Here is a 26,528-nt window from a genome sequence, read left to right as displayed (position 1 = left end):
CGTTACAATATTTCGGGAGACTATGATTTTCTTCTCAAAATAGTTGTGCAGGACATGAAGCATTATCAAAATTTTGTCATAAATGATCTTGGTTCAATTAAGAATATAGGAAGTGCTCACAGTACGTTTGTTTTGGGAGTAATTAAACATTCCTACGCTATCCCATTGTAATAGTTTTACATAAGTCCAAGTTTTTCCTTATATGACTTAAACACACGAATTTCCCTATAGATATTGAAACGGTCTAGTGTTCTCTCACATTAATACTAATTCCTCTTCAGCTTTTTGTCATGACAAAATGGAGTATATAGAGAAACTGGATATGAATTAAGTGCCCATACCTATATATTTATTAGGAGAGTATCTGTATAGGGCGGTCCGTGGCTTTAACTATTTTTTTCCTTATGACAAAGTCTCCAAAATACTCTCTTTCTTCTCTTTCCTGTGCATAAGCTGCTATTAGGGGCTCTAACTCTTTGAGAATATCTTCCTCAGATAACATTTCCTTGTAAAGTGTATTTAATCTGTCACCGTTATGGCTGGCTCCCAAATAAAGATTATACCGCCCAATGGCACGACCCACAAAACCGATCTCTCCAAGGGACGAACGCGCACAGTTATTGGGACAGCCAGTCATTCTGATAGTAATTTCATCTTCTTCAAGATTATTTTTTTGCATTATTACATCCAGCTTATCAATTAATGAAGGCAAATAACGTTCAGATTCTGCAAAAGCAAGCGGGCAAGTACCCAATGCCACACATGCCATAGAACTTTTCCGAAGCCCTGTTAGTTTGGAATGGTCTTTAACTCCATTTTTATCTAAAATAGTTTCAATTCCCTTTTTGTCTTTTTCTTCTACATTTCCAATAATAAGATTTTGGTTTCCTGTTAATCGAAACTCGCCTTTATGAATATGGGCTATTTCCCTTAAAGCCTTTTTTAGGGCATAACCATCTTCATTTTTCACTCTTCCATGTTCTACAAATAGCGTATAGAACCATTTATTGTTTATTCCTTTCACCCAGCCATACTTATCTCCATTTGATATGAATTTATAAGGTAGAGGACTGGCAAGATTCCATCCAAGACGGGTATTTAGTTCCTTCACAAACCATCCCAACCCTCTATCATCGATGGTGTGTTTCAATCTCGATAATTTTCTATCCGATCGGTTTCCATAATCTCTCTGAATTCCAATAACCGTTTCAGCAACTTCGATTACTTTTTCCTTTGGTGCAAAACCTATCACATCCGCCAGTCGCGGATACGTAGCATCATTACCAAAAGTATTCCCTAATCCTCCACCAACACAAATATTAAATCCCTTGATTTTATTGTTTTCTTCGATGGCTATAAGACCGAGGTCATTGGCAAAAACATCAATATCGTTGTTCGGTGGAATAACCAATGCTATTTTGAATTTTCGCGGCAAATACGTATGATGGTATAAAGGTTCAAAATCAGGAGTTCCCGCCACTTTTTCTTTATTCAACCAGATTTCATGATATGCAGTGGTTTTAGGAAGAAAATAATCACTTATCTCGCCAGCAAGGCCATACAATTCTTCATGGATCTGCGACTGATAAGGATTGGGATTGCACATCACGTTCCTGTTCACATCGCCACAAGTTGCAAGCGTACTTAACAATACTTCGTTCACTGTTTGAATAGTAGACTTTAAACCTCGCTTTAGTATACCATGAAACTGAAACGATTGTCTAGTAGTTAATTTCATGGTGCCATTTCCATGTAAGTCTGAAAGCTCATCGAGAGCAAGCCATTGCTTAGGAGTGGTAATACCTCCAGCAACTCTTACCCTTACCATAAACTGGTATAAGGGCTCTAGTTTTTTCTGCTTCCTTTCGCTTTCCTGATCCCTATCATATTGCTGATATGAACCATGGTATTTTATAAGCTTTACATCATCTGGATCCAAGCCGCCAGTCAAGGGATTCAGTAGGCTTTCCTTGATCGTTCCCCGAAGGAAATCACTTTTATCTTTGATATGTTCGTCTTCCGATAAATTATCTTGCGCAATTTGTTTGTCCATAAGTAAGTTTTTAGGGTATCAGAACCGATACTGAACCAAATTAATAAATATCCGCTTGATATCGATTTGACAATTGGAGGTTTTTAATATATTCTTCGGCCTTTTCGAGTGTTACACCTCCCTGTTGCTGAATGATTTGTTTTAATGCCAGATCCACGTCCTTGGCCATTTTTTTGGCATCCCCGCAAACATAAAAATGAGCACCATTTTCTAACCAGTAGTACAACTCTTTACTATTTTCCAACATTCTGTGCTGTACATACTGTTTGTTTGCCTGGTCTCTGGAAAAAGCAACGTCGACTTTCGTCAGAACCCCTTCTTTAAGGTACTGTTGCCACTCGGTTTGATATAGGAAATCCGTTGTGAAATTCCGATCACCAAAGAAAAGCCATGAAGGTGCTCTTTTTTCAGACACTTCGAGGTGCTGCATAAATGCTCTGAAAGGGGCGATACCAGTTCCTGGGCCTACCATAATGATTGGCGCGTCAGGATTCTTTGGAAGTTTAAAACGAGTATTTTTATCTACAAAAACTTTCACTTTATCGTCAACTTCAAACTGGTCTGCAAGGCTAGCAGAACAAAGTCCTTCCTTATCCCTGCCAAAGGCATTATAACGAACTACCGATACCAGCAGATGTACCTCGTCTTCCACCGCCTCCTGAGAGGAGGCAATGGAATACATGCGTGGCGTATTTTTTCTTAAGACCGAAATCAATTCATTGGGCAAAAACCTATAAGGCTCCTCTTCTACCAAATCCAGAATGTCACGCCCAGGAAGAAATTGAGTAAGAACTTTATTGTCTGTCAATATTTTTTTCAACCGTGTACTGTTCGTTAACTCGGCATATTTAGACAATGTGGTTTTGGATAAGGGAGTCAACTCGTAATCATAAGTAAGGGCATCAAGCAAGGTTTTTTCGCCTTTGTCCGTTATTACAATTTCTCTTCCTTCCAAATTTGTAGCTTCCAAAACCGCTTGGACAAGTTTAGAGGAATTACTGCCATACACACCCAAAGCGTCACCTGGTTCGTATGTTATGCCAGATCCTGCTAAGTCTAATTCCAAGTGTATAGTTTCCTTGGAAGACCCCGTAGCATTAAGATTGATCTTTTCCAGAATGGTGGCTTCAAAAAGGTTTTTCTTGTCGTATTTTATTCCGTTAACTGGGACGGTTACACCATTCTGATTCTCTGAAGTGGAAACTTCCCCAGATGTTTGTGCGATAGCATCCAAAAATACCTTTTGCCAAACTTCTGCTTCCTCCTCATAGTCCACATCACAATCCTGACGTGGAGCAAGTCGTTTAGCACCTAATTTTTCAAGAACGGCATCAAAATCCTTGCCGGTCTGGCAAAAATCGACATAACTACTATCACCAAGACCCAGAACAGAAAAATTGACATGGGAAAGATTTGGGGCTTTTTTACCATGAAGATATTTATGAAGGTCTTCGGCCTGTACTGGCGGTTCTCCCAAACCATGAGTACTTACAACAATCGCTAAATTTTTGATTGTTTTCAGATCTCTTGTTTTAAAAGAGGCCATGTCTGAAACGTTTACTTCAAGCCCCCTTTCCTTTGCCTGTGTAGCAAGGTTCATAGCCAGAACTTCACTGTTTCCTGTATGGCTACCGAATAGAATGTTTATTTTTTCTGATTTGACATCGGCGATAGCGTTTAAAGATACAGTCGATTCGTTACCAGTTGTTGCCATTACTGCTGAAACAGTCTGTGTGAAACCCGAAAAATAACCGCTTAACCAATGAAGCTGTTCAGAATCAAGTCCAGACAATGCATTATTGAGTTCTTCAGCCTGCTTATCATTAAACGGACCTCTTTCTAATCCCTTTTTTAATTCCATTATTTTAAGAATGAATTGAAATTATTTATTTGGCTGTGGTGTATATCTTAAATATGGTTTTATAACACGGTGTCCTTTAGGAAATTTAACCTCAACATCTTCCTGCTTTACTGAAGGAGAAATGATTACATCTTGTCCCACTTCCCAATCCACAGGTGTGGCAACACTATGTCCAGCAGTTAGTTGCAAGGAGTCCAGTACGCGTAATATTTCTGTAAAGTTCCTTCCTGTAGAAGCTGGATAGGTAATAATTGCCTGAATTTTTTTGGCAGGGTTGATAAAATACACAGATCGTACTGTTGCTGTTGTAGAGAAATTAGGATGAATCATATTATAAAGTGTGGCTACATTTTTATCCGTATCAGCGATAATAGGGAATTCCACTTTGGTATTTTGTGTTTCGTTGATGTCGTTAATCCAACCCTTATGGGCTTCAAGATCGTCTGTACTAACGGCAACTACCTTAGTGTCTCTTTTTGAAAATTCATCCTTTAACTGTGCGGTACGTCCAAGTTCGGTTGTGCAAACGGGGGTGAAATCGGCAGGATGTGAATAAATGATTCCCCAAGTATCTCCTAACCATTGATGAAAATCGATTACTCCCAGTGTTGTTTGGGCAGTAAAATTTGGTGCGTCGTCTCCAATTCGTAAACTCATTTTTTTAAATTTTAAGTTAAACAATAAAAATATTGTACTAATTTTTTAGTACTTCAAAGATATGCAGCAAGAAAACGAATCGCCAATAGCTAATTTTTATTTAGTATAACCTTAAGTTATAGCTTAAATATGATTTTTGTAATGAAAGTAATAGAAAAAAGGTAAGAAAGTATTTTAAAATAATGGTCACTTATATAATCAAAATTTATGATTCCGTATTAAAAACTGGACTAATAAGGCTGACAACCCCCCTTCTGGACCTTGAGGGGTGATAAAGTAAAAATGTCTATGAATTGGTAATTTTTTAATTTCAATTATTTTAAGTGTATTATTTTTTAGTTCTTTAAATATGGCGTGTAAAGAGATAAAAGCCATGCAGTCGGAATGTTGTAAGTATGATTTGATAGCTTCTGTACTTCCCAGTTGCATTTCCACCTTGAGGTCAGACAGGCTAATTCCTTTTTGTTTTAACGCAGCGGCTATAACCTCCAAAGTACCTGATCCTGGCTCTCTCATAAGTAGTTGGATGTTTTTTAAATCTTTAGGATTTATTTCGTCCTTTTTGATCAATTGATTTTTACTACTACAGACAAGAACAATCTCATCTTTTAAAAATGGTGTATAATGGATTTCGCGTCTTTTGGATTTGCTTTCTATTATACCTAGTTCTATGTTCTTATTCAGCAGTGCTTGTTCTATCTGTTCTGAATTACCATTGAGCAACTCTACCTTTATATCTTGATGAATGCTATGAAATTTCGCAAGTAGTGGAGGTAGGACGTATTGTGTGATAGAGGTACTTGAACCTACATGTAATGTTCCTTTTAAGGTCTGATTAAACTGATTTAAATCAAATTCTATTTGGCGATAAATTTCTTGTATTTCCTCGGTATGTTTAAGTAACACTTTTCCAGCAGGAGATAATGTAACTTTGTTTCCTTTCCTATCAAATAGAGCAAGGTTGAACTGGCTTTCCAATTCCTTGACATGTTTGGTTACAGCAGGTTGAGATATGAGCAATTCTTCAGAAGCCTTAGTGAAATTAAGTCTTCTGGCGACGGTATAAAAAACTTTTAAGCGAAAATTGAACATATACAATATTACGAATATTTTTAGAATGAGAGCTGAAATAATCAGATACAAGATTTGCAATTCAAACAGCGTAGTACTTCCATTTATCTTCAATAATCTAATAACCAAAATGGTCAACAAAGAGAAAGTATATCACAAACAAATTATATGCAACTAACTACTGACCTCTATCTGTTGATTTGAATAGCTTATATATTTAAGATTTTATATTTTTTTTCAATTTCTAGGTGCGTAATAAATAATGCCAACTCCCAATAAAGCAATTAATGCTCCGATAATATCGTATTTGTCAGGTGTGTAATCGTCAAATTTCATTGACCATAATAGCGACATTACAATAAAAACCCCACCATAAGTAGCATACACTCTCGCAAAATTTTGAGTCTGAAAAGTGGCTACAATGGATAGGGCGGACAAGGTGAGCCACCTACAGCGGATAAAAGATCTGTGCATAATAAGGAAAAGCCATCATTAGAAATGCAAATACAGTTACACCCCCTAAAAATGTTTTGGTTTGCATAAAAGGTTGTTTCTCATTTTCTTCACAAGCACATTGAATTTCTTCAGCAGTTCTTGGTTTTAACTTTTGATACCAAGCAAAACCTAATACAAAAACTGTAATGCCAAGTAAAAAGGGTCTGATGGGTTCAATCCAAGTAAAAGTTGATGCAATTCCCCTTGTACCTGCTATAAGAGCCAAAACTGGCGTTATACAACATAAGGAAGCAGTAAATGCTGTGAGTAATCCTGCTCCAAGTAATCTGTTTTTATTTTTAATCTCCTTTTTAATAATTTAATTTGTGAAATTCCCTTCTAATACTACAATTTGATCTTTTCGAAAAACCTCAATTAATACTCGATCTCCAACTTTAAGGTTTTCTATTTGCTGTTTTATGTTTCCTAAATCGTGAGGCTCATTACAACTCAAGCCTTGAATACTTAATATAATATCTCCACCAAGCCACAATTTCTGACCTAAAATTTCGCTTTGTAAGTAACCGCCTTTAGTTCCAATAGCATCTGCAAATGAATTAGGGGTTACATGTTGTATTAAAACCCCAGATTTTTGTGGTGTATTAAATATTCCTGCTAATGCTTCACTTAAAAAGATGCCATCAAAACCTGTCCAAAAACTATTGATATCAAATAAGGTTTTTTTTGCGGTGTTGATATCTGTCGCAAACCCCAAGCCCTCAAAACCACCACTTTGAGACAAAATAAAACTAACGATCCCTATTAGCTCTCCATTCATATTAAATAAACATTGGGCCACCTGAGTTGCCGTGATTTATAGAAGCATCTGTTTGAATAAACCCAGCCATCTCGCCATTGGTAATCATGTTTTTTTTCATCTTTCTACTTATGTATCCTACAGATAGAGAATGTTCCAATCCAAGTGGTGCACCAATAATCAAAATTTGTTCTCCTATTTTGGCTGTATCTGAATTTCCGGGTTTTGCAAACATTAAATTTTTTGGTGGATTTCGTAGCTTAATAAGTGCTACATCGGCAGCAGAAGAACTTGATAATACATCAGCCCCAAACGAAGTCTCATTTTGAAGTTTGACGAGCACCTCATTTGCCGATTCAACAACATGGGCTGCTGTTAGAATCAATCCGTCTGAACTAATGATCACTCCGGAACCTAAACCTTCAGAAGCTGAAAGTTTTTGGTTTTTAATCTTATATTCGGTTACTTCAATCGTTACAACCGTAGGGTCCAATTGTTCAAATAAAGTCGAAACATCCTGTGCATTTACATAGGAACAAAGGATCAATGTCAATACTAATGATAGTGTTTTCATATATCAAGTCTTTAAAATTCGAATTAAACATATTGTCTTATTTCATTAATTTTTGAAGCAATACTATTATTTTAAGCATATGGCATTATAAGTTTCATTTAACTGCTAATTCATCTGTAATTTATAATTTAGGTATTCATTTTTTTCCATGCTTCATTCGCAAGGTTTAGTTTGCTGGCAGGATCCTTTATCCATTGTCTTTTCGCATCTATAACTCCAAAAAGCATTCGTGTAAAAAAATAAAGTTTTCCATCTTGTATTTTCCAACTTTTGGGATTTGGAATTACTTCTTTTCCTTCAGACATTGCAAATGCACAAAAACCACCATATTGTGGTATGAATTTTTCTGGTGAAGCCTTAAATTTTACCTTATTTAATTCTGAAAAAAAAAGATATTTAGCATCATTATAGTCTATAACATGGCTTAAATTTCCTTTTTCTGGTGTTCCATTAAAAAAAGATACCACATCGTAACCTCGTATGGCTACACCGCTTTTTAAGTTTTGTATCATCTTGTTTATTTTTAGTATTATTAAATTCTAAGTTATTTTTCTTTAGTCTATATCTATTGTTAAAAAATCACTTTCTCCCTTTATTTTATTTCAATTATTAAAGGAATACTCGTTGTAATTATTTCAACATGAATTAACTCAAAGGAGGCAACATTCTAGTTAAAATATTGGCGTACACCATAACTTGCCAAAACACCTTCTCCCGTAGCAGCTGCTACTTGTGCAATGGCACCTTCCCGACAATCTCCAGCGGCAAATATGCCTTTTACATTGGTCTCTGCCAATCCTGTTGTGGTGATAAAACCTCGTTCGCTAAGTTGGATTAAATCTTTTATACTGTCAGTATTTGGAATAAGCCCAATGAATATAAAAGTGCCGTCGGCATATAATTCTTGTGTTTCTCCAGTTGTTCTGTCTTTTACCTTTAACCCTTTGAAATTGCCTTTATCATTTTTAATAAACTCCACAGACTCCTTGTTCATATAGGTTTCGATATTTTTAATTGAAGTCAGCTTTTCGATATAAGTCTGTGACGCAGTAAATTCAGTACCTCGGTTTACAATAGTGACTTTTTTACAAAATTTAGCTAAAAACACCCCTTCTTCTAAAGCGCTATTTCCACCGCCAATTACGATAATCTCCCTATCTCTATAAAATGCACCATCACAAGTTGCACAAAAATGAATGCCCGCACCAATTAGATCTTCCTCATTTGGAATTCCTAATTTGCGATATGTTGAACCCAATGCCAATACAACGGTTTTACTTTCGTATTGCCCCATATTTGTTGTTACAGAAAAGGTTGTTCCTGTTTTTTTAATAGCGTTTACTGAAACTCCTGTTTCAATTTTTGCACCGTAGGTTTTAGCCTGTTCGGCCATTTTTTGTGTAAGCTCCGGTCCAGAAATAGTTGTGAAACCTGGATAGTTTTCAATTTTTTCAGTTAGAAAAGCATTCCCGCCAATGTTCTTCTTTTCAAGGATCAATGAATTAAATCGATCTCTTTGAATATAAATAGATGCCGTTAAACCAGCAGCTCCGGCGCCCACAATAATACTATCATACACCCTTTTTTCTGTTTCATGACCAATTGATAAAACGTCTTTCAAAACAGCATTGTCTGGATTGGTATACGCAACATCATCTATGAAAATTGTTGGAATAATGCGTTTTCCTTTATTGGTTTCTTCAACCAATTTTGCAGCCCAATCGTGTTTATCTACTTCAATAAATTGAAAATTAATATGGTTGTCCTGTAAATATGCTTTTGCACGTTGACAATCCGGACACCAGTTGGCCCCATATAGTAACACTCTTCCATTTTTATTGATTCCTAATGTATTAGCAAGTATAGCGTTATCAGGATTTGTGAATGGTTTATCATTAATAATTATGGTAGGAATTATCCGTTTTCCTTTGTTTATTGCTTCAACCCTAGCTGTTGCATCTTTATCTAAATCAACATCAACGAAATTAAAATTAATATTATTTTCTTTTAAATATGCCTTTGCTCTTTGGCAATCTGGACACCAATCGGCTCCAAAAAATTGTATTGTATTCATTTAGTAAGTTTTTAATATTATTATAGTTTCTTGAATAATTTAAACGATTTCATATTAGTGGTTTTCTTTATTCAACAAGGTTACTTTTAATCCGATTAACGCAGAAAATATAAGTAATGACAAGTAACACATTGGTGTTCCATTATCTAATTTTGGGCATTCTCCATTGCCTGTAAATTGCATGATAGATGCAACAATGGCAATAGTTACCGCAAGTCCTGTAAAAACAAAATATAATCGATTCCATTTATTTAAATTATGTACAACAAGAGGAATTAAAAAGCAAATAAACACAATAACACAGGCAGGGATAATCCAGATTTTAGGGCATCCATTTCCAGTTTGGATTTCATTCCATACCAAACCACCTGTTCCCCAAATACCTATGAGCAGTAGAATTGTTATAGCAAACGATAATACTTTTTTTGTAGTCATTTCTTAATAATTAATTTCAATTTAGATTAATCGAATCTTTAATTTTCAGTTTTTCTCTTTCAGATTTTATATTTAAAATCGTATTGATTTTAGGATTAATTACTTCGTCAGTTTTTCCATTTAAATATTGTACCAGAACCCTTTTTACTTCGGTATCTTGTCCTAAACCAAAATGTAACAAGGCTGTTTGGTCACTTGCTAAACCTTCACCAGTTACTAACCACTCGGTTAATGTTTTTGTCGCTGTTGTTATGGTGACTTTCGCTCCTTGGTCTTTAGCAGCATCTTCTAAATCTATTTGAATAAAATTATTGACACCTCCTTTATTAATGTAGGCTAATGATGGTGAATCAATATTGGTCCAAATCATATCTAAATAACCATCTTTATTAAAATCACTCACCAAAGCCGTAATTCCAAAATGTGGATTTACAACGCCACTTTTCTCCTCAGTAGGTGCAAATGTGCCATCTTCTTTTTGCACTAAAAACCGACTTTTTAATCGAAATATTTTATTTGGAGCCAAGTCCACGTAATTTTCGGCCACCATTAAATCCTGAAGACCATCATTGTTCATGTCGGCAAATGTACAGCCCCAAGAAAATTCGTAATCGGCTATTTTAGTTTCAGCAGCAACATCGGTAAATTTAAAATTACCATCATTGCGAAATAAAATCCATTTTTCATTAAATTTTGAGGCATCTTTAATATCTCCTTTTGCCAATGCCCTTGGCAAGGTGCTTCCTGTGTTAGAGAACATAAAATCTACCAATCCATCATTATTGTAATCCCCAACAGCAATCCCCATAGGATACGCAAATTTGTTTGTTGTTGGGTTCTCTTTCATTGTAAACGTCAGATTTCCATTGTTTTTATATGTTCTTACTTCTCCTGTATCATGTGCTACAACTAAGTCTATATTGGTATCATTATCTATATCTACAAAAACAGCCATAAATGTGTTATGTACATATTCAAGTCCTGCTTGTTTAGTGATACTGGTAAAATTTTCATGGCCATCATTTAACAACAATTCACTTGTAGAACCATAAGTTTTATCTTCAAAAATGGTTTGACCTTCCATCAAGTTCTTTTTTAGATATGTGGACATAAAAATATCTAAATCACCATCTTTGTCAATGTCTCCAACAGTTAACCCTGCTGGGATAGATTTTTCATTCATTGGTGTATCAATAATTTTTTCGATGAATTTGCCATCGAAGTTGTAGTAAATTCTAAGACCATCTTCACGACCCAATAGCAAATCTGTAAATCCATTATTGTCAAAATCGGCTGAAACTACACCAGTACTCGTGGTTTCCGTTCCTTTTTTAGGTAAATTGACTTCAGAAGAAATATTTACAAATTTGTTATTTCTATAAGCAAAAATGGCATCTTCCTGATTCATTCCTCCTCCAAAAAACACTTCATCAACGTTATCATTATCTATATCTATTAACGCTGAAGGTGCAATTGGAAGCGATTTATCTCCATTATATTGATGGACAAAACCCAATTCTACTAGACTAAAAACGGGTATTTTATCTTCACTAATGGTAATATCATATTTATCTGAAACGGCATCATTCCAGAAAAAATAAATTACCACTGCAATAAGTGCTAATAGTATAATTCCTATAACCATAAAGGTTTTTTTAAAGACGATAATTAAGTTTTTTGTGTTTTTCCTAAACATTTTTTATATTGGTTTTAGTTAGTTTATTTAATTGATAAAGTGAAAGTGAAAAGAGTATAAAATGTGTTACATTCATTAATATTGGCAACAAATATTTACCAATAGTAGGAATGAGTTTCCCTAAGATAACTAATAATAAGAGAATGGCTATAGGGTTAAAAATGGCCATCCATTTTTTATAATATGTGCCTCCTTTTAAAACCGTTAAAACAAAAACTATGGAAAGTACGGCAATAACAACGCGAAGTGCTTTTACTAGAACCTCCATATGATTGGTATAATGGTCTATAAGATTTTGATAATTCACTACATCTAAGGCGTCTTTTAAATGAACAATATTCCCTATTGAAGCGCGAGAACCAATCCAAATACCCCCTATTGCAAAAGACACAAACCCTAATCCTAAAACTATTCTAGCCAAAGTTTCGTTACCAGATTTAAGCATTCTGTAAATATGAATGTAACCGGCAAAATAAAAAGGCAAACCAATAACGGCAAGAAAATGCCCTGTTGTTAAGTTTTCAAGTGATACAAGTTTGAAAAAATAATAATCTGTTGCGCTATCTAAAATATGAGGGGAATAATGTAAATAGAATTCGCCTATCCCTACTAATATTGCTCCTAGAAGACCTAGATACCCTAAATTTTTTGTGAGTTGCATGTGCTATATTTTATTGAATACCGTAATTTTAAAAATTAATAAACTATTTTTTTTGATTCTGAAATCCATTGATCAATTCCTTCTTTAAGTTCAAAAACCTTAAATCCTTTTGAAGCTAAAAGCTTTGAAGCTTCTCCACTTCTAACTCCCGATTTACAATAAAGATATATGGGTATTGATTTATTTAATGAATTTGTGTTTTTTGAAAATTCAACCTTATCATACCAATTGGCTAACCTCGCATTTTTTATATGCCCTGAATCATATTCGTTTTTTGTGCGAACATCTATTAATTGAACATCATTTTGAATTCCTTTTTCAAACGCTTTAACAGATAATTGTTGCTGAGAAAAACTTGAAACAGCATGTAATAACACTATGAAAAAGAAAATGCTTATAACTTTAGATTGTTTCATTTTTAGAATAATTTATTTTGTTAATTAACAGGATACTCACCAAAGCAATTGGTAGAGCCAATAATAACCATCCACTAACTCCACAAACTAATTCGAAAATAAGTTGTTTTATAGTATGGAAAAACGAGGATTCAAAAGCATTTTTAATTTCAATAACTGTTAATAATGTATGCTTTGTATTAAAAATAGCCTCTCCGACATGAATAAATGGCATAAAAAATATAAACTGCAAAGGGGTTGCTATATAACTGACTGCAACCATAATTGGTAAGTTAAGTTTAAATTTAACTGCTAAAAAAGTTAAAATAATTGTAGTAACGCCAAATATTGGAAGCACCGTGACCAATAAACTCACAATTATGGCTTTTGCAATTTCATTTCTACCTAACCCTTGTCTAAAAGGTTGTTTAATTTTTTGCCATAAGGTCTGAAAAGTGAGTTGCATCTGTAAAAAATAACTTATTTTATAAACAGACTGACAAACGTTTCAATCCTGACAATCACTAATCATTTTTTAATGTTCCTGGTAAAGAGGGTGTTTTGAAAGTACTTCCATTATGGTGGATGGATTCATATACCGTTCACTTTTTTCATCATTTGATAAATTAACTGCGCCAAGCCAATTTGCTCTTTTGAGATTTTCTCTAACATTGATACTCCAATCTAAAAGTTGAAAACCCAGACCATGATTAATACAGTCTAAATCCGTGTTAAATTCTCTCTTATCGACTTCCGTAGGAGACAATAATTCGTTTTTTGCGATGACAACCATTTTACCAAAACCTTTATTTAAGTAATCTGAAATATGACTCAACTCATGTCCTAAAACACCTATTTGGGCATTATAATTTAAGTTTTTGAAAATAATAGTATTGAGATAGTTGGTGCTTTTTTTACTAATTGTAATAACATATGTTCGTTTTTTAGCCGAACAAAACATACTAAAAAAAGTAGGTCTGGTGGCTAAGGGCGTTTTTCTATTTCTTAATCTAAATACGATTTTAACATCCTTAAGCTCAGGAAAATAAGACAACGCAATGAGCATTTGCTTTTCATAATCTGCAATCACGGTTTTATGATTCCCGAATTCTGATTTTAAATTTGAGAATTCGCCATTAGTTAAGCTATCTTGATAAAAAGACTCAACAATTTCTTGCGCTTTTAAATCATTGTGAAATAAAAACAAATAAAAAATGGAACATACTATTTTACAAGAAAAAGACATCCTAATTAAATCTATCCATTTACTGTTGCAGCTACGGGATTATACATGTCAATAATGGTATTCACAATATCTTTTGCCACGTCTTGTTTGCTTTTTAAAGGGAATTCGGTAACTGATAAATCGGTTTTAATTATGGCAATTTTATTGGTATCAAAACCAAATCCTTCATTTTTATTTGGTGAATTTGCGACAATACAATCAAAGTGTTTCTTTTTTAATTTAGCTGCTGCATTTTCTAAAACATTGTTAGTTTCTAAAGCAAACCCTATTGATTTTTGATGCTTGCTTTTAACTTTTCCAAATTCAAAAGCAATGTCAACATTCTTAACAAATTCCATTGAAATTTCATTATCTATTTTCTTTATTTTACAATCGCAGGTAACTTTTGGAGTATAATCGGCAATCGCAGCACAAAAAATGGCAATATCAATAGTACCAAATAGTTGCTCACAAGCATGGTACATTTGTTTTCCTGTTTTTACATTAATAATTTTTTCTTTTGGGAAATTTGATTGAATCGAAACAGGACCACTTACTAAATAGACATTGGCGTTTAAATTTTGTAAAGCTTCAGCAATGGCGTAACCCATTTTTCCGGTAGATTCATTAGTAAGAAAACGCACGGGATCTAGATATTCTCGAGTTGGACCCGCGGTTACTAATATGTTTTTGCTTTGAAGACTATTTTGCATCATTTAGTTTGTTAAAAGAATTTTTATTGGCTATAAATAATTGTTAAGTTGAGTATCCCAACTATACTCCTTAAATGAGAGTTTATAGTTCGTGAAATCTCGATTTAAAACATCTTTCAGAACATTTTTTATTTTGAAATAACCACCAAAATCCGCACAATACCAATACAGTAATTTTGATGTGGATATGGTTTTATTATTCTCGTCAATAGAAGTTTCAGAATCAAGGAATGATTCCATGACAAAATTTAATTCTTCATCTAACTTTTCGAGGGTATAAAAAGCTATTGGTGGACAGCTTTTGGCACCGCAATTTAGGGCGAAATGAATACGGTAATCTAATTTTTTTACTGCTAAAACTTTGATTAATGATGACACAAAAGGATTATGCAGATATCCAAAACTCTGTTTCATTCTGTATCTTCTCAAAATGCCATGTTCTATATCATCTAAACTAAATGATTTTTGAGCAATTTCAATTGATTTTACTTTGAAAATAGTTTTCCTTTTAACTTTTTTTGAATTAGACAGCATCTGAAAATAGGCGTTGTATATGTTAATCCAAAAGGTCTTTTTGGCTTCATCACTGCTTAACTGGCGCTGTAATTCTTCTAAAGTGAATTCACCTAATTTTTGTTCTAAAGCAGTAGTATCCTTATTTAATTTTACATGAAGCAATAATGCACCTGAAAGTGCTACTAAAGGATTCGGAGTTTTATTTATCATATTTAATAGTTAATATTTGGGATGTGGCAAAAACTAACGGGGTTTCTTGATTTGGCGAATTCAAACCCATCATTCCACCATTGTGTCATTTGTTCCGCATCAAAAATTAAAGGATTATCTGTTAACTGATAAGGTGTATAATAAAAATTGATATTCACTTTTCTATTTAATCCAATGAGCTTCCCAATTATAATATCTTTTGTACTATTTTGATGGTTCATAAATTTAAAGGTTCTAAATAATAATGAGAATGGATTTGTAATTACAGGATATTTTGTATTTCTATTTTCATTTTCTAAAATGATGACATCGATATCACAGGCTCCGTTCTCAATTGCGCATAAAATTGGCACATAACTGCCGAAACCACCATCTGCATATTGATAATTATTTTTATCCAAGATACTCATGAAAGGCGTAAAATTACAGGAAGCCCAAGCCCAATCACAATAGTCATCATAGGTGCAATCGTCTGAATTATAATATTCAATCGTATCTAACGAAAGATTTGAAACCGTAAAAATCACTTTTTTATTTTTTTCTTTTATAGCGTTAAAATCTTCGCTTGATATGCTGTTTCTAATTAGCTGTCTTAAGTTATCACTTTCACCAAATGTTGGACATCCTTTTATAAATGTTCTAATGGTATTAAAATGATGTATAGAGGTTTTATAGCCTGTTTTTGTTTTTTTTATCTTGAAGGGATTAATGCTAAAAATATCATTTTGAGAAACAGAAGTATAAACTTTTTTAATTTTGTCTATTTTCCCAATTGCCAAATGAGACATGAGCAAACTACCTGTAGAACAACCAACAAACAAATCGTAATGATGACAACAATCGTCGATAAGGTACTCTGCCACACCTCCAGCAAAAGCGCCCTTACTAGCACCACCAGAAATTACGAGTGCTTTCATTAGTTTGTTCTTTTAATAACAGACGTGTGAAAACTTAAATACTGACAATTCTTAAAAATGTAATTAATCTTGCTCTACTTCGACTACTATTTTAATTCTGTTCAGGCTAAACGGCTACTCATACATTATAATAACATATGATTTTAATTTTTCTTTTTTTAGCAGCTTGTTTTCTAGCCTTTAGTAATGGAGCAAATGATAATTTTAAAGGAGTTGCAACACTATTTGGTAGTGGAACTACAAACTATAAAGGAGCTATAACTTGGGCAACATTAACCACTATTTCAGGCTCCATTGCGGCTATTTTTTTTGCAAGCACTTTAGTCAAAAACTTTTCGGGAAAAGGTTTAGTTCCTGACACATTAATCCAATCACCAGAATTTGCCATATCTATTGCCTTGGGTGCTGCTATAACCGTTTTTTTTGCAACTAAAATTGGAATGCCAATTTCGACAACACATAGTTTAGTAGGTGCCTTATTTGGAAGTGGAGTGGTTGCTGTTGGTGCTTCATTTAATTTTACCAAACTTGGTGGAACATTTTTAATGCCTTTAATTGTAAGCCCGCTTATGGCAGCAATGGTTAGTCTAATAACATATACTATTTTTAGGAAATTGAGGGTCTCATTAGGAGTAACAAAGAAAACTTGTATTTGTGTTGGCAAAGAATATATACCTATAACAAGCACTATGAACTTTAATGGATTGATTACAGCAGAAACTGAAACTCATACAGTCTCTAGAATAAGTAATGAACAGGAGTGCATTGAAAGGTATCAAGGTGATTTTATTGGCATCAATTCACAAAAAATGTTAGACCTTGCTCATTATATAAGTGCAGGAATTGTAAGTTTTGCAAGAGGGCTAAATGACACACCAAAGATTGTTGGATTATTGCTTGTAATCAACACATTAGACGTTAAATGGGGCATGCTAACTGTGGCCGTAGCAATGGCTATTGGAGGATTATTAAACGCAAAAAAAGTAGGAGAAATGATGAGTAAAAAGATTACTCCAATGAATAGTGGTCAAGGGTTTACTGCAAATTTAATCACAGGGCTTTTAGTTACAACGGCAAGTATACATGGTCTACCAGTTTCAACAACCCATGTATCTGTTGGTTCTATTTTTGGTATAGGAACAGTTACAAAAAAGGCCGATTTTAAGGTTATACAAAATATTCTGTTGTCTTGGTTATTAACACTACCTATTGCAGCAATTTGCAGCGCCATCATATATTGGTTACTTCTTAAAATTAATTAGTTATTGCGACTGCGACACTCAACTTCACTAGCCCAACACATTACAAATACCTATCTGCCCAAGTTGATATAATATTGCCAACATATTCAGAGTCTCTTTTGTCTGATAATAAATGATCAGCTCCATTTAAAGACACAAAACTTTTTGGATGACGTGCAGCTTTATAAATTTCTGCTGCATTATCTATTCCTACGGTTGTATCTTGAGGAGAGTGCATAATGAGAATTGAATTTCTAAATTCGTCTAAACTATGCTTTATGTTTTTATCTTGAATATCATCTAAAAAATGTTTTTGAATGGTGAATTCTCTTCCTCCAATGGATACAAGCGCTTTTCCTGAGGCATTAATTTCGTCAACGCTATTTTTAAAAAGATGTGCCACATGCTCAGGGTTTGAAGGCGCTCCTATCGTTGCAATTGCTTTAACTGATGGCATCTTTGCTGAAGCAAACAAAACCGCAGCACCACCAAGCGAATGACCTATTAATAACGAAGGTGATTGATAATTTTCTTCCAAAAATTGAGCTGCACTATACAAATCTTCGACATTTGACGAAAAATTGGTATGTTCAAAATCACCTTCGCTTTCGCCTAAACCTGTAAAATCGAAACGTAAAACAGCAATTTTTTTTTGTGTTAAAGTTTTTCCAATGGTTCTAACTGCCGTTAAATTTTTATTACATGTAAAACAATGCGCAAAAAGCGCAAATGCTCTTGGTGTTTCATTTTCAGGCAGTTCTAGTCGAGCAGCTAAAATTTGACCTTTATTATTTTTGAATGTTACTTTTTTAGAAATCATACTACTACACATAAATATTTATAAGAAACAGCAAATGCTATTACAGAAACAATAATTCCGATCATAAAAATTGAATAGGTCCATCTTAAAATTCGATATTTCCTATCTAAAACTTTACCTAAAAAATATAAGTCTTTAGTCATGGAACCATATAAATAATCTTTATCATTCATGACTTGAGTGATGCCTTCTTCAAAGTCGGGTAAGGTCATTTTATGAAAATTTCCAAAGAATAAAAGATTTACTTTTTTGTTGGCCACATCTTCTTTAGTGAATTTTCCAGAAGTTATACTTGGTCTTGTAGCAATCACGGATAAAATTATTGCAACAACACTAAACACTACAAAAATAATAGTTGGATATATTAAAAAAGCATTTTTAGGATTATCAAACTTTGGAATTAAATTGGACAAAGCTATTGAAATAATGATTGCATTTACTGATAGTAAAATATTAGCTTTTGTATCAGCAATATCGCTTAATGTTATATGATTTTTTAAAGTGACTCTAAACAAAGTATCTACACTACGCTCCGAACGATTATCTGAATTTGTTTTGCTTTTTGCCTTTTTAACCTGTTTCTTTAATTGCTTATGTAATGCTTTTAGGTTTTCATTTTTTACAGAACTCCATTTCAAATTAGCCTCTTTGGTATAGTATTTATGGTTAGTAAAAACTTTTATGTTTTCCTCAAGCCATTCTTCATTAGAATACATACCACAATCGGTGTTGGCAAATTCTAATCGAAGATTTTCTGATATGTTTTTATAATTGGTATCTGCTAAATGGGCAAAATCTGCATCAGAAATAATTTCTTCTAATAAATTAGATGGTTTTTCACCAAGTTTTGTAGCATTAATACACGCTAAAACTTGAGCCGTTTTAGCAGCATCATAATTCTGCGCTTCTAAATATTTTTTTGCAATAGCCATACTATGATCTTCATGTTTGGCTTTATTTACGGTATATCCCATATCATGAAACCAACCTGCTAAAAGTATAATTTCTTTTTCTTCAGTTGTAAAGTCAATAGATTGAAGTAATTCTTCTATTTTTGAAACTACATAATGCGTGTGTTTATAATTATGATAAATAAAACTTGTATTTAAATGATTGTTTAAATACTCAAGCACATATTGTGATGCGTTTTGAACTACTTTATTCATTGTGACTATTTATTATTGAATTTTCATTTTTCGTTATTTCGTGTAAATCATCTAATTTTTTATTCCACATTTTAGTAACTAATTTTAAAATATTATTTTTCATAAAAGTCCCAATAGTTGAAAATGTTATATAGATGTTTAAGACGATTTTAGTGTTGTTGGCATCAATTTTATTAAGCTTGATAAGATATGAAAAATCACGGGTAAACTTCATTTCCTTCGTTTTTTCTCCATAAGTTAAACTATCCGAAGAAGGTTCAGTAATCGTTTCAAACTTTAAACTTCCCAAATTTAAAATGCAGTTATGTTCTGTTCCAATGCGATTCACTTTGCTAGCATCATATTCAATTCGTTTGACTTCTTTGTCCCAAAGATGCCGATGTTTTAACTCTGTTATATAACTATAAATAGTTTCAATATTGGCATTGAATGTTTTTTCTATAGTTAAAATAGGTTTATCAATATGTTCTTCTGATAAAGGATTTAACTTTTGAATTTTAAATTTTACAGATCCTAAATTTTTATAAAAGTAATCCAAACTAATCAAATCATAGTCTTCGGTCGTTTTTTCCCAACTATCATGTATTTGATTTTCAAATAATTCAAAAACAGAATTGGTAAAAAGAACATATTCATCATAGGTAATTTTATTTTTTAATAGTCTATGAATTTTAATAACATCCCTTCCATAAGGTTTGGTTATATGCTTCACCTTTATAAAATTTAAATCACCATAATGAACCAAAAATTTAAGCTCTAAATTGGTAGTTGTTTTACACGAACCGCAATTACAGATACGCAAAGAATCATAGTTTTGAGTATGTTTATGAAATGCTTCATGCATTATAGTTACTTGTTGCATCAGTTCATCATAATTCGGAATATTAGTGACATACATAAACAAGGCATCTCCTTCAATTTCGACCAACTGCAAATCTAAAGTGTTATTATCGAGTAAAATTTCAAGTAATTCGGCAATAATATGTATACTATGCTCTACTTCGGTGTTATTTACAAAATTTGTAAATCCACTAATATCAGGCATAAAGTAAATTGCTTTTTGCATAGCTCAAATTATTTTCTTGGTGATATAAATAAAGATACATTAAACAATAAGGCAGTTTTAAGTGTATTATCAAAGATTACATCGTTACTTGATTTGTTTGAATTGGTTAAATTGTAAGTTAAATTTTCTCTAAAACCTATTTCTGATGCTGCCCAAAGCCAGCCTACTAATTTTTTTTCCACTCTTGTAGAAAATTGTATATCGGAACGATGCAAATGTAAATTGGTATATTGCGAAAATTCGTCTCCAAAATTATTCATTTTATACGATGCCCCATCAAGTTCTACTGTGTTTCTCCAAATTAGCCCACTATTATATTGATATCTCAATCTTATAAACAAAGGTAAAATAGCTTCCATATCCCATTTTTTATTAAAAATAGTATTTAAAGCAACAACAGGAACAATAAGAGGATCTCCGAAACGAAAATTATAACTAGCCCCTAATGCATACGAAAAATTATCATTGACTTTCCAACCTAATGCTGGAGATATTGAAAATTTTAAATAATCGGAAAACGAATTTAAAGCCTCAAAATCACCATTTAAATCGGCACTTGCTCTTAAAATCCAAAACTTATTAGATTTTGTAGGTTTTACCATAGAAACATTCATTCCTATACTTTGTAGTCCTCTATCTTCTAAATTTTTATAAAATGGATTTAATTCTGCATCATTAAAATGAAATTCTTCTTTATTGTATTTTAATCCTGCCATGATTCTTAAATAATCTTTATTTACAACAGGAATTTCAAGTTTTGCCAGAAAATGAGTATTTGATTTAATGTTGCTTTTGGTGTTTGTGAAATTGCCAGTTTTATCAATGGTTTCCATTGAAATATTTGAAACGTTTTGGTATTCTATTACAAGACCTTTTCCAATAGGAAGGTCTTTTAAAACGGGAACGCAGTACACCGCAGTTGTATCTTTTTGTGCATAAGCCCAGAATATATTTAGAACTAAAAGGGTGAAAATTATTTTTTTCATGGTAAATAATCAAATTTTAGAATATTTGCTTTACTGTTTTTAGATTCATTGGAAATATACATGTCGCCGTTTTTAGAAAAACACAAGCCCTCTGGTTGTCTAAAATAGGCGTAGTTTATATTAAATACGTGTATCAATTGTCCTTCATTATCAAACTCAACAAGCATTTTTCCTATGGAAGAAAGTATAATATAATTTTTAGTAATAGGTTGAATGGCAATGGCACTTGGTGAAAAATCATTCTTAGTGTGATAATGTTTTTTGATGATTTTAGGGTTTATTTCAAAAATAGGCTTTGAGATCAGCTCATTATTTTCAAGAGAAAAAGCATATATTTTCTTCACTTTATTTCCTTTGGTTGCTAATAATAATTGATTATTTTCTTGGTCATAGCATAGACTTTCTACGTTATCTTTTTTTGATAAAAAAGTTTTATGGATAGTTGTTATTGGATTTTCTAGATAATTTTTTACTTCATAAATAGTCCCATCTGAACGTAATACAAAAGCCGTTTTTCCTACGATTGTAATATTCTCATAATCACCTTTTTTACCAAAAGAAATTGTTTTTTTGATAGATTCATTATTCAAATCATAAATAAATATTTCACCTTTTTCATCATTGTGAGTTATAAGTTGATGTGCGTTTATAGTATCAATTCCAGATATTTCTCTTAGTTCATAAGGCATTTCAAAATATTCTGAAGGTTTTTTTAAATCGTAATGTTTACTTAAATCAAATGATGTTTGCGAATTGGTAATGCAAGAGAGACTGACACTAAGAATTGCGATACAAAGATTTTTTTTTATCATGTAATACGTTCTTTTATCCAATTATAACTATCCACTTGTGCTCTTCTTGGTGCTTTTATGTTTGGAACTAATCCGTTTTTTCCATGTGAATTAATTGTCCTTTTTTTTGTGTTATCATCTAATTGAAATTGAATAATTTTATTAATTTCAGCTTTTAAGTTATCATCTTCAATAGGGAAACCAACTTCAATTCTACTGTTCAAATTCCGGTTCATCATATCTGCAGAGGCCAAAAAAATGTTCTCATTTCCCGCATTATTGAATTTGTATATTCTCGCATGTTCTAAAAACATATCCACAATTTTATAGGCTTTTATATTTTCGCTTACGCCCTTTATACCTGGTAACAACATGCAAATCCCTCTAACTATTATTGTAATTTCGACTCCTTTTTGACTTGCTTCATAGAGTTTACTAATGATATCCTTTTCATCAATCCCGTTTACTTTTAGAAAGATTCCTGACGATTTACCGCTTTTATGATTTTGGATTTCGTTGTCAATCATATTCATAATTTTCTCCTTCATATTAAAACCAGCTACTAAAAGCGTATCCATTTCACAATGTTTTTCTTTCGTTTTAAGAAACTTAAATACCTTTTCAATATCAGAAGTGTATTTCTTTTCAGCAGTAAAAAAACCATGATCTGCATAAATTGTCGCCGTATTTTCGTTAAAATTACCCGTAGCTAAATAGGCGTAGTTTTTAGTAATTTTAGCATCAACTTTCATAGTAACTAGTGCAATTTTGGCGTGAACTTTTAAATTGGGCATACTATAAATAATTTTGATTCCCGCTTTTTTCATTTCATTTGCCCAATGCAAATTGTTGTTTTCGTCAAAACGGGCTTTTACTTCTACAAAAACAGTTATTTTTTTTCCGTTTTTCGCAGCGCTTATCAACGCATTTGCTATTAAGGACCGAGTAGAAATTCTATATAGAGTAACCATAATTTTTGTAACTCTACTATCTATTGCCGCCTGATTAAAAAATTGAAGTACATAATGATAGGAATGATATGGAAAATGCAAGAGTTGGTTTTTTGAATCAATAACATCAAAAACTGAATTTGAATTTTCAAAAGTTGCATGTTCTAGAGCTGGATAATCGAGATTTTGAAGTTTTGGCTTTATTGGGTTTGGAAATTTGAACAAATCAAATAAATTATGATAGGTTCCACCTGCAATCATCTCACGCTTTTTAAGTTGAAATGTGTCTTTACATATTCTAACATCTTCAACAGGCATTGTAGCATCATATAAAAAACGCGTTGGCAAGCCTGTTTTTCGTTCTTCAATTTTATGCTTAATTTTAAGTATTAAATTACCTGAATCCTCATCTTCAATTTCATAATCTTCATCGCGGTTTATTTTAATAGCAAAGCAAGAAACAATAGTATCGTTTGCAAAAATCAAGTGTAAGCACGATTTTATAATTTCATCTAAAGAAATAATATAATGTGCGTTATCTTTTTTTGAAAGTAGTTTAAATCGGTTTAATTTATCTGATGGGATATTGATATATGCATATTCAAACTGATTATCGTTATTTTTTAATTTAACCAAAAAATATAAGGTTCTATTATCTAAAAAATAAACTTTATTGATTCCATTTTTAATAAAAACAACTTGAATAAAAGATAATACCTCACTTTTGAAATAGCGTTCAACTTCTTTTAAATGACAGATTTCAATAGATTGTCCTTGATAAACAATAATATTATTTTGAAGTAACTCGGGAATAATTTGAGATCCCCATATTGTACCAAATTGTTCTTGCTGCAGATTAATTTCGTTCAAAATTGTGTTAAAAAGCTCACTTTTTCTAATACTTTTATGACTTGCTAAATGATTTACTTTTACTCTAAAAAACTCATCTAAATTTGAAGAAAAAATAGACAGAAACTTAATACGTTCGTATAGCGGATTATTAACATTGGCCGCTTCATCAATAATGCATTGATTAAAATACAACCAAGAAAGTTCCGATGGAATTACAGTTGTTTTCATTAGTTTCGTTTATGCAATAAAATTGAAATAATAATAAACCCTATTCCAGTAAAAATTGGAGGAAGTATTTTTCCAATAATCCCAATTATCACCATGGCTATGGCTATAACTACAAGTAAAATTAATAGTATATTTTTCATTTTTTTAATATTGAAGTTCTGGATATAATTCGTTATAAGTAACCATCTTATTTGGTCCTAAACGATGCAAAATGTGTTTTCGTTGAATCTCGTCGCCATTACTCAATCCTGCGGCAGCAATCATTTCTGAATAACTATCTACAGTCTTTTTATGAAAATTAGCTACTCGAACATATTTATCATTTACGTCTAGACCTTTCATTAAACTTTTATCTTGCGTTGCTACACCTGTAGGGCATGTGTTGGTATTGCACTGCAAGGCTTGAATACAACCAATAGCCATCATCATGGCGCGAGCGCTGTTAACCGTATCTGCTCCCAAAGCAATTAATCGGATTATGTGAAAAGCCGAAAAAACTCTTCCTGAAGCAATGACTCTAACATTGTCTTTAAAGTTATACCTAATAAGACTATCCACTACAAATGACAAACCTTCGCGAAGTGGCAACCCTATTGAATTAGTAAACTCGATAGGTGCGGCTCCTGTACCACCTTCACCACCATCAACGGTTATAAAATCTGGCAATATTTGTGTTTTTTTCATGGCCTCACAAACTTCAATAAACTCCTCTTTACTACCTACACAAAGTTTAAACCCGACAGGTTTTCCTCCTGAAAGTTCTCGCAATTGCTGCACAAAATGCAATAAGCCCTCAGCATTATTAAAAGCCTTATGATAAGTAGGCGAAAGTATCTCTGTATGCGGTTCTACATCTCTTATCTTGGCTATTTCCTCCGTATTTTTTGATGCTGGCAAAATACCTCCATGACCTGGTTTGGCACCTTGTGAAAGTTTGATTTCAATCATTTTCACATTATCTAATAAAGACTTTTTCTTAAAAGTGTCTGGACAGAAATTTCCGTCTTTCGTTCTGCATCCAAAATATGCTGTACCAATTTGCCAAATTAAATCGCCACCGCCTTCTAAATGGTATGGACTTAATCCTCCTTCTCCCGTATTATGAGCAAAACCACCTAATTTAGCACCTTTACTCAAGGCTAAAATGGCATTTTTACTTAAAGAGCCAAAGCTCATAGCAGAAATATTTAAAAGACTCGCATTATAAGGTTGTTTGCAGTCTTTTCCACCAAACAGAACTCTTGGGTTTTGTTCTACTTCATCGTGATGTTTTGGATACATGGAATGTGCCATACATTCATACCCAACTCGATAAACATCTGATTTAGTCCCAAAAGGTGTAGTATCGTTTTGGTTTTTGGCACGAGTGTAAATTAACGAACGAAACATTCGGTTTATAGGAGTACCTTCCGTCTCTGTTTCTACAAAATACTGTTGAATTTCTGGTCGAAACGTTTCCAAAAGATATCTTAAACGCCCTATTACCGGAAAATTGTTTTTTATGGCATGCTTTCTTTGTATAATATCATAAACGCCTATAATTATTATTGGTAAAAAGACAATTAAACTCCATAAAACGGAGCTCCAAAATATAGAAACCATCCCGATTGTGAGTAAAGTAAATGTTGCAAATGCAATGAAAATTTCTCTCGGTTTCATATAGTATAAATTATTTTTTAATATAAAGTTGCTGTTTTAATATCCTGCAGATTAAAATCCAAAACCTAACCCAAACATAAATCGACCGCCATCATCTGATGAAAAGTAGGAGGTTTGAAACGTAAAAAGTCCAGCAGTGTTTACGTATAAACCGCCGCCATAAGCTGTATGCCATTTGTTAGAATTGTCATTTTTTAACCAAACCCGTCCATAGTCAAACCCTGTAAAGGCACCTAACTTAGCTGGAAGTATTCCTGCATTAAAACGTGTAATATTCCAACGTAAATCGGTGTTTTGATAGTAGGATGTTTGCCCAGAAAAGCGTTCATTTCTAAAACCTCTTAATCCATTCTTACCACCAATCCTTGCTGCTTGATAGAATTCAAAACTTTGGTTAGAGATTATATGTCCCTTCCAAATAGTTGAAATCGTTAATTTATCGTCTTTTAAAACAGGGTA

General features: G+C 32.9%; 28 protein-coding genes and 2 pseudogenes. 2 read left to right on the top strand and 28 right to left on the bottom strand.

The features are described from left to right. Positions 1–3 precede the first annotated feature (3 nt). A pseudogene (locus tag EV196_RS18920) lies at positions 4–171 on the top strand (Lrp/AsnC ligand binding domain-containing protein); the annotation flags it as partial. Between the two features lie 181 nt (positions 172–352). On the opposite strand, the gene cysI reads toward EV196_RS18920, so the two are convergent. From cysI to EV196_RS18825, 19 genes and pseudogenes are all read right to left on the bottom strand, one after another. Continuing rightward, positions 353–2,053 (bottom strand): assimilatory sulfite reductase (NADPH) hemoprotein subunit, encoded by a 1,701-nt coding sequence (cysI, locus tag EV196_RS18915; protein ID WP_132219353.1) that lies wholly within the window; start codon positions 2,051–2,053, stop codon positions 353–355. A gap of 40 nt (positions 2,054–2,093) precedes the next feature. Next, positions 2,094–3,914: an assimilatory sulfite reductase (NADPH) flavoprotein subunit gene (locus tag EV196_RS18910; protein WP_132219352.1), complete on the bottom strand. Its 1,821-nt coding sequence runs from the start codon at positions 3,912–3,914 to the stop codon at positions 2,094–2,096. A gap of 21 nt (positions 3,915–3,935) precedes the next feature. Beyond that, a complete protein-coding gene (locus tag EV196_RS18905) occupies positions 3,936–4,571 on the bottom strand; it encodes a peroxiredoxin (RefSeq protein WP_132219351.1) in 636 nt (211 codons plus the stop codon). Between the two features lie 198 nt (positions 4,572–4,769). After that, entirely contained in the window at positions 4,770–5,663 is an 894-nt protein-coding gene (locus EV196_RS18900) for a LysR family transcriptional regulator (protein ID WP_132219350.1), read from the bottom strand. Between the two features lie 216 nt (positions 5,664–5,879). Next, positions 5,880–6,116, bottom strand: a complete 237-nt coding sequence (locus EV196_RS18895) for a YnfA family protein (protein WP_132219349.1) — start codon at positions 6,114–6,116, stop codon at positions 5,880–5,882. Further along, positions 6,097–6,441: pseudogene (locus EV196_RS18890) on the bottom strand (mercuric transporter MerT family protein); the annotation flags it as partial. The pseudogene EV196_RS18890 and the gene EV196_RS18895, both read right to left, overlap by 20 nt. Positions 6,442–6,456: 15 nt before the next feature. Further along, positions 6,457–6,915: a S1C family serine protease gene (locus tag EV196_RS18885; protein ID WP_132219347.1), complete on the bottom strand. Its 459-nt coding sequence runs from the start codon at positions 6,913–6,915 to the stop codon at positions 6,457–6,459. A 1-nt stretch (position 6,916) separates the two neighbouring features. Next, on the bottom strand, positions 6,917–7,447 hold the full coding sequence (locus EV196_RS18880) for a S1C family serine protease (protein WP_165876207.1): 531 nt from the start codon (positions 7,445–7,447) through the stop codon (positions 6,917–6,919). 149 nt (positions 7,448–7,596) lie between these two features. After that, entirely contained in the window at positions 7,597–7,980 is a 384-nt protein-coding gene (locus EV196_RS18875) for a YHS domain-containing (seleno)protein (RefSeq protein WP_132219345.1), read from the bottom strand. A 155-nt stretch (positions 7,981–8,135) separates the two neighbouring features. After that, complete coding sequence (locus tag EV196_RS18870) at positions 8,136–9,542, bottom strand: FAD-dependent oxidoreductase (protein ID WP_132219344.1); 1,407 nt, start codon at positions 9,540–9,542, stop codon at positions 8,136–8,138. Between the two features lie 54 nt (positions 9,543–9,596). After that, complete coding sequence (locus tag EV196_RS18865) at positions 9,597–9,977, bottom strand: hypothetical protein (RefSeq protein ID WP_132219343.1); 381 nt, start codon at positions 9,975–9,977, stop codon at positions 9,597–9,599. Positions 9,978–9,993: 16 nt separating this feature from the next. Next, the gene (locus EV196_RS18860; RefSeq protein ID WP_243652289.1) at positions 9,994–11,622 is read right to left on the bottom strand and encodes a CRTAC1 family protein; all 1,629 of its coding nucleotides are present in this window, start codon (positions 11,620–11,622) and stop codon (positions 9,994–9,996) included. A gap of 43 nt (positions 11,623–11,665) precedes the next feature. Beyond that, complete coding sequence (locus EV196_RS18855) at positions 11,666–12,334, bottom strand: DUF6796 family protein (protein ID WP_132219341.1); 669 nt, start codon at positions 12,332–12,334, stop codon at positions 11,666–11,668. A gap of 35 nt (positions 12,335–12,369) precedes the next feature. Then, positions 12,370–12,750, bottom strand: a complete 381-nt coding sequence (locus tag EV196_RS18850) for a rhodanese-like domain-containing protein (RefSeq protein ID WP_132219340.1) — start codon at positions 12,748–12,750, stop codon at positions 12,370–12,372. Next, positions 12,737–13,195: a DUF2062 domain-containing protein gene (locus EV196_RS18845; protein ID WP_132219339.1), complete on the bottom strand. Its 459-nt coding sequence runs from the start codon at positions 13,193–13,195 to the stop codon at positions 12,737–12,739. The genes EV196_RS18850 and EV196_RS18845 overlap by 14 nt, the downstream gene beginning before the upstream one ends. Positions 13,196–13,264: 69 nt before the next feature. Continuing rightward, entirely contained in the window at positions 13,265–13,936 is a 672-nt protein-coding gene (locus EV196_RS18840) for a hypothetical protein (RefSeq protein WP_132219338.1), read from the bottom strand. Positions 13,937–13,986: 50 nt separating this feature from the next. Further along, positions 13,987–14,670 (bottom strand): phosphopantothenoylcysteine decarboxylase domain-containing protein, encoded by a 684-nt coding sequence (locus tag EV196_RS18835; RefSeq protein ID WP_207902880.1) that lies wholly within the window; start codon positions 14,668–14,670, stop codon positions 13,987–13,989. 27 nt (positions 14,671–14,697) lie between these two features. Next, on the bottom strand, positions 14,698–15,393 hold the full coding sequence (locus tag EV196_RS18830; protein ID WP_132219337.1) for a DUF547 domain-containing protein: 696 nt from the start codon (positions 15,391–15,393) through the stop codon (positions 14,698–14,700). A 2-nt stretch (positions 15,394–15,395) separates the two neighbouring features. Further along, positions 15,396–16,310, bottom strand: a complete 915-nt coding sequence (locus EV196_RS18825) for a patatin-like phospholipase family protein (protein WP_132219336.1) — start codon at positions 16,308–16,310, stop codon at positions 15,396–15,398. Positions 16,311–16,447: 137 nt separating this feature from the next. Here EV196_RS18825 and EV196_RS18820 point away from each other — a divergent pair, with 137 nt between their 5' ends. Further along, positions 16,448–17,572: an inorganic phosphate transporter gene (locus tag EV196_RS18820; RefSeq protein ID WP_132219335.1), complete on the top strand. Its 1,125-nt coding sequence runs from the start codon at positions 16,448–16,450 to the stop codon at positions 17,570–17,572. A 40-nt stretch (positions 17,573–17,612) separates the two neighbouring features. Here the strand turns inward: EV196_RS18820 and EV196_RS18815 are convergent, their stop codons facing one another. The 9 genes from EV196_RS18815 to EV196_RS19970 form a co-directional block, all read right to left on the bottom strand. Then, the gene (locus EV196_RS18815; RefSeq protein ID WP_132219334.1) at positions 17,613–18,371 is read right to left on the bottom strand and encodes an alpha/beta hydrolase family protein; all 759 of its coding nucleotides are present in this window, start codon (positions 18,369–18,371) and stop codon (positions 17,613–17,615) included. Continuing rightward, complete coding sequence (locus EV196_RS18810; RefSeq protein ID WP_132219333.1) at positions 18,368–19,537, bottom strand: Pycsar system effector family protein; 1,170 nt, start codon at positions 19,535–19,537, stop codon at positions 18,368–18,370. The genes EV196_RS18815 and EV196_RS18810 overlap by 4 nt, the downstream gene beginning before the upstream one ends. Then, positions 19,530–20,603, bottom strand: a complete 1,074-nt coding sequence (locus EV196_RS18805; RefSeq protein ID WP_132219332.1) for a DUF2652 domain-containing protein — start codon at positions 20,601–20,603, stop codon at positions 19,530–19,532. The genes EV196_RS18810 and EV196_RS18805 overlap by 8 nt, the downstream gene beginning before the upstream one ends. A gap of 8 nt (positions 20,604–20,611) precedes the next feature. After that, a complete protein-coding gene (locus tag EV196_RS18800; RefSeq protein WP_132219331.1) occupies positions 20,612–21,589 on the bottom strand; it encodes a DUF6268 family outer membrane beta-barrel protein in 978 nt (325 codons plus the stop codon). After that, positions 21,586–22,401: an SdiA-regulated domain-containing protein gene (locus tag EV196_RS18795; RefSeq protein ID WP_132219330.1), complete on the bottom strand. Its 816-nt coding sequence runs from the start codon at positions 22,399–22,401 to the stop codon at positions 21,586–21,588. Before EV196_RS18795 ends, EV196_RS18800 begins: the two co-directional genes overlap by 4 nt. Then, a complete protein-coding gene (ppk1, locus tag EV196_RS18790) occupies positions 22,398–24,410 on the bottom strand; it encodes a polyphosphate kinase 1 (RefSeq protein WP_132219329.1) in 2,013 nt (670 codons plus the stop codon). The genes EV196_RS18795 and ppk1 overlap by 4 nt, the downstream gene beginning before the upstream one ends. After that, the gene (locus tag EV196_RS19975) at positions 24,410–24,550 is read right to left on the bottom strand and encodes a hypothetical protein (RefSeq protein ID WP_165876206.1); all 141 of its coding nucleotides are present in this window, start codon (positions 24,548–24,550) and stop codon (positions 24,410–24,412) included. The genes ppk1 and EV196_RS19975 overlap by 1 nt, the downstream gene beginning before the upstream one ends. Positions 24,551–24,554: 4 nt before the next feature. Next, the gene (locus tag EV196_RS18785) at positions 24,555–26,069 is read right to left on the bottom strand and encodes an FMN-binding glutamate synthase family protein (protein WP_132219328.1); all 1,515 of its coding nucleotides are present in this window, start codon (positions 26,067–26,069) and stop codon (positions 24,555–24,557) included. A gap of 51 nt (positions 26,070–26,120) precedes the next feature. Then, the coding region (locus EV196_RS19970) for a ShlB/FhaC/HecB family hemolysin secretion/activation protein (RefSeq protein ID WP_317128027.1) at positions 26,121–26,528 on the bottom strand (408 nt) is incomplete at its 5' end.

The organism is Mariniflexile fucanivorans, from assembly GCF_004341235.1.
Taxonomy (GTDB): domain Bacteria; phylum Bacteroidota; class Bacteroidia; order Flavobacteriales; family Flavobacteriaceae; genus Mariniflexile; species Mariniflexile fucanivorans.
Note: the sequence above shows the minus strand (reverse complement) of the source record. Positions and strands in the feature narration are given on the sequence as shown.

Bases quoted from the DNA above. Each gene is read 5' to 3' on its own strand.
- cysI (WP_132219353.1), bottom strand. From the start codon at position 2,053: ATGGACAAACAAATTGCGCAAGATAATTTATCGGAAGACGAACATATC.
- EV196_RS18910 (WP_132219352.1), bottom strand. From the start codon at position 3,914: ATGGAATTAAAAAAGGGATTAGAAAGAGGTCCGTTTAATGATAAGCAG.
- EV196_RS18905 (WP_132219351.1), bottom strand. From the start codon at position 4,571: ATGAGTTTACGAATTGGAGACGACGCACCAAATTTTACTGCCCAAACA.
- EV196_RS18900 (WP_132219350.1), bottom strand. From the start codon at position 5,663: ATGTTCAATTTTCGCTTAAAAGTTTTTTATACCGTCGCCAGAAGACTT.
- EV196_RS18895 (WP_132219349.1), bottom strand. From the start codon at position 6,116: ATGCACAGATCTTTTATCCGCTGTAGGTGGCTCACCTTGTCCGCCCTA.
- EV196_RS18885 (WP_132219347.1), bottom strand. From the start codon at position 6,915: ATGAATGGAGAGCTAATAGGGATCGTTAGTTTTATTTTGTCTCAAAGT.
- EV196_RS18875 (WP_132219345.1), bottom strand. From the start codon at position 7,980: ATGATACAAAACTTAAAAAGCGGTGTAGCCATACGAGGTTACGATGTG.
- EV196_RS18870 (WP_132219344.1), bottom strand. From the start codon at position 9,542: ATGAATACAATACAATTTTTTGGAGCCGATTGGTGTCCAGATTGCCAA.
- EV196_RS18865 (WP_132219343.1), bottom strand. From the start codon at position 9,977: ATGACTACAAAAAAAGTATTATCGTTTGCTATAACAATTCTACTGCTC.
- EV196_RS18860 (WP_243652289.1), bottom strand. From the start codon at position 11,622: ATGGTTATAGGAATTATACTATTAGCACTTATTGCAGTGGTAATTTAT.
- EV196_RS18855 (WP_132219341.1), bottom strand. From the start codon at position 12,334: ATGCAACTCACAAAAAATTTAGGGTATCTAGGTCTTCTAGGAGCAATA.
- EV196_RS18850 (WP_132219340.1), bottom strand. From the start codon at position 12,750: ATGAAACAATCTAAAGTTATAAGCATTTTCTTTTTCATAGTGTTATTA.
- EV196_RS18845 (WP_132219339.1), bottom strand. From the start codon at position 13,195: ATGCAACTCACTTTTCAGACCTTATGGCAAAAAATTAAACAACCTTTT.
- EV196_RS18835 (WP_207902880.1), bottom strand. From the start codon at position 14,670: ATGATGCAAAATAGTCTTCAAAGCAAAAACATATTAGTAACCGCGGGT.
- EV196_RS18830 (WP_132219337.1), bottom strand. From the start codon at position 15,393: ATGATAAATAAAACTCCGAATCCTTTAGTAGCACTTTCAGGTGCATTA.
- EV196_RS18825 (WP_132219336.1), bottom strand. From the start codon at position 16,310: ATGAAAGCACTCGTAATTTCTGGTGGTGCTAGTAAGGGCGCTTTTGCT.
- EV196_RS18820 (WP_132219335.1), top strand. From the start codon at position 16,448: ATGATTTTAATTTTTCTTTTTTTAGCAGCTTGTTTTCTAGCCTTTAGT.
- EV196_RS18815 (WP_132219334.1), bottom strand. From the start codon at position 18,371: ATGATTTCTAAAAAAGTAACATTCAAAAATAATAAAGGTCAAATTTTA.
- EV196_RS18810 (WP_132219333.1), bottom strand. From the start codon at position 19,537: ATGAATAAAGTAGTTCAAAACGCATCACAATATGTGCTTGAGTATTTA.
- EV196_RS18805 (WP_132219332.1), bottom strand. From the start codon at position 20,603: ATGCAAAAAGCAATTTACTTTATGCCTGATATTAGTGGATTTACAAAT.
- EV196_RS18800 (WP_132219331.1), bottom strand. From the start codon at position 21,589: ATGAAAAAAATAATTTTCACCCTTTTAGTTCTAAATATATTCTGGGCT.
- EV196_RS18795 (WP_132219330.1), bottom strand. From the start codon at position 22,401: ATGATAAAAAAAAATCTTTGTATCGCAATTCTTAGTGTCAGTCTCTCT.
- ppk1 (WP_132219329.1), bottom strand. From the start codon at position 24,410: ATGAAAACAACTGTAATTCCATCGGAACTTTCTTGGTTGTATTTTAAT.
- EV196_RS19975 (WP_165876206.1), bottom strand. From the start codon at position 24,550: ATGAAAAATATACTATTAATTTTACTTGTAGTTATAGCCATAGCCATG.
- EV196_RS18785 (WP_132219328.1), bottom strand. From the start codon at position 26,069: ATGAAACCGAGAGAAATTTTCATTGCATTTGCAACATTTACTTTACTC.